Genomic DNA, 1,706 nt, shown 5'->3' with positions numbered 1-1,706 from the left:
CTACGCAACTGACCCGCTTTGGCGCTAGGGATTACAGTGCAGAGCCAGGCCGTTGGACCAGTAAAGATCCAATTCGCTTTTCAGCTGGTGATAGTAATCTTTATGGGTATGTATTTAATGATCCTATAAACTTCATTGATCCAAGTGGTCTTGCGGCGGACACGATATTCGATGCAGGGCTTATTCTTTACGACCTTTTTAAAATAGCGAATGAAAATATCTTTGGAGATTGTGATAACTTTGGCGATAATGTTGCTGCTTTAGGTGGAGATGTATTAAGTTTCTTCATACCAGGGGTTACAGGGTTAGGTACTGCTAATAGAGTTAACTTAGCAAGCTCTCAAAGAACTAAGCATATATTGACGGGAGATGCTACAGGCGGTGGTCATAAGTTTGGCTTTTCTCGTCTATTCAACGGCAAAACTAAATTTCCTGCCACTTGGTCTAGCGATAAGATAATGCACGCTGTTTCAGATATCGCTACAGATCCTAGTTTGAAGTGGGTACAACAAACGGGTAAAGCTGGAAGTTTGTTTACTAAATCAGGGAAGCCCGCTCGCTTTACTGTTGAAGGCATGCGCAATGGAACAAAAATCAAAGTTGTTATAGAACCTGCTGGAGAAGGCATTATTACTGCTTTTCCACTTAAATAGACTTTAGGTAAATTAAATGAAAGAACTTGAGAATAAGCTTGTAGCATTTTTAAAAGATGTATCTAACGGATTAACTGAGTCGGACGTCGAAAATGCTAAAGACTTTATTAACCATAGTGAGTATGGGGTTGCTTTTGAATTGATATGTGACCAGCTCTATGAGAATGATTCAATACTAACAGCTGATAATCTTAAGTCTGCTCAATTATTAGCAGAAATGATGGAGTTAGATGAAAAATCATGGAGCTTTTTGAAAGAAAATTTTCAGTAATGACTTATTAGATTTTACGCAGTTTCATGAAATGAAAGCTAACGGATGTTCTCCACAGGAGGCAGCAGAAATTGCTGTAGAAGTAGGGGTAAGTACCGCGACGGGAAACATTCCCGTAATAATTAAAAAGGTACAGAAATAATGTCTACTAATTTAATTGGTAAAAAAGCGACCATCAAACGTAATGACTACGCGGAACAAGAGTGAATTAACTAGGCCACCCATAGTTATTTGCGCATTTTTGAACCTTGGCTAGACTTGTTGAAATGGAATTTTTAAGTCAAGGAGAGACAATGCCAAAATCGAGTATTAATTAGGCCACCCATAGTTAGGGCTAAATAGGCCACCCACAGGGCTAAATAGGCCACCCACAATTATCAACAAATGGCTAAATAGGCCACCCACAATTATCAACAAATGGCTAAATAGGCCACCCACAATTATCAACAAATGGCTAAATAGGCCACCCACAATTATCAATAATGGCAATCTCGTATCTCTCACACCACCTGGTCAACCGACACATTATTTTAATTACAACGGTGTTGGCCATGAAACAAGCTATACCCCGCCAGATGTAGCAGATGTTTCCAATCCATCTACGACTTATGATTATGACCGAGACCGTAAGCTAACCACCATCACGCGGCCCGATGGGCAGCAATTGTTGTTTAACTACACTGCTGGTACTAATCAGTTGGCAAGCATGAGTATTCCAAGAGGAATATACAGTTATGTTTATGACAGTCATGGCAATGTAACAGATATTACTGCGCCAGATA

Annotated in this window: 2 protein-coding genes; both read left to right on the top strand. The window is 39.8% G+C overall.

All coding sequences use genetic code 11. From position 1 onward, the window contains the following. A partial coding sequence (locus ACSLUK_RS19865) for an RHS repeat-associated core domain-containing protein (protein WP_448550538.1) occupies positions 1-653 on the top strand: 653 nt, incomplete at its 5' end. Positions 654-669: 16 nt separating this feature from the next. Beyond that, complete coding sequence (locus ACSLUK_RS19860) at positions 670-924, top strand: MafI family immunity protein (protein ID WP_448550537.1); 255 nt, start codon at positions 670-672, stop codon at positions 922-924. Positions 925-1,706 lie beyond the last annotated feature (782 nt).

The organism is Thalassotalea fusca (assembly GCF_053485835.1).
Note: the sequence above shows the minus strand (reverse complement) of the source record. Positions and strands in the feature narration are given on the sequence as shown.

What these genes read in the sequence shown, in the direction of transcription:
- ACSLUK_RS19860 (WP_448550537.1), top strand. Translation starts at nt 670, where the DNA reads ATGAAAGAACTTGAGAATAAGCTTGTAGCATTTTTAAAAGATGTATCT.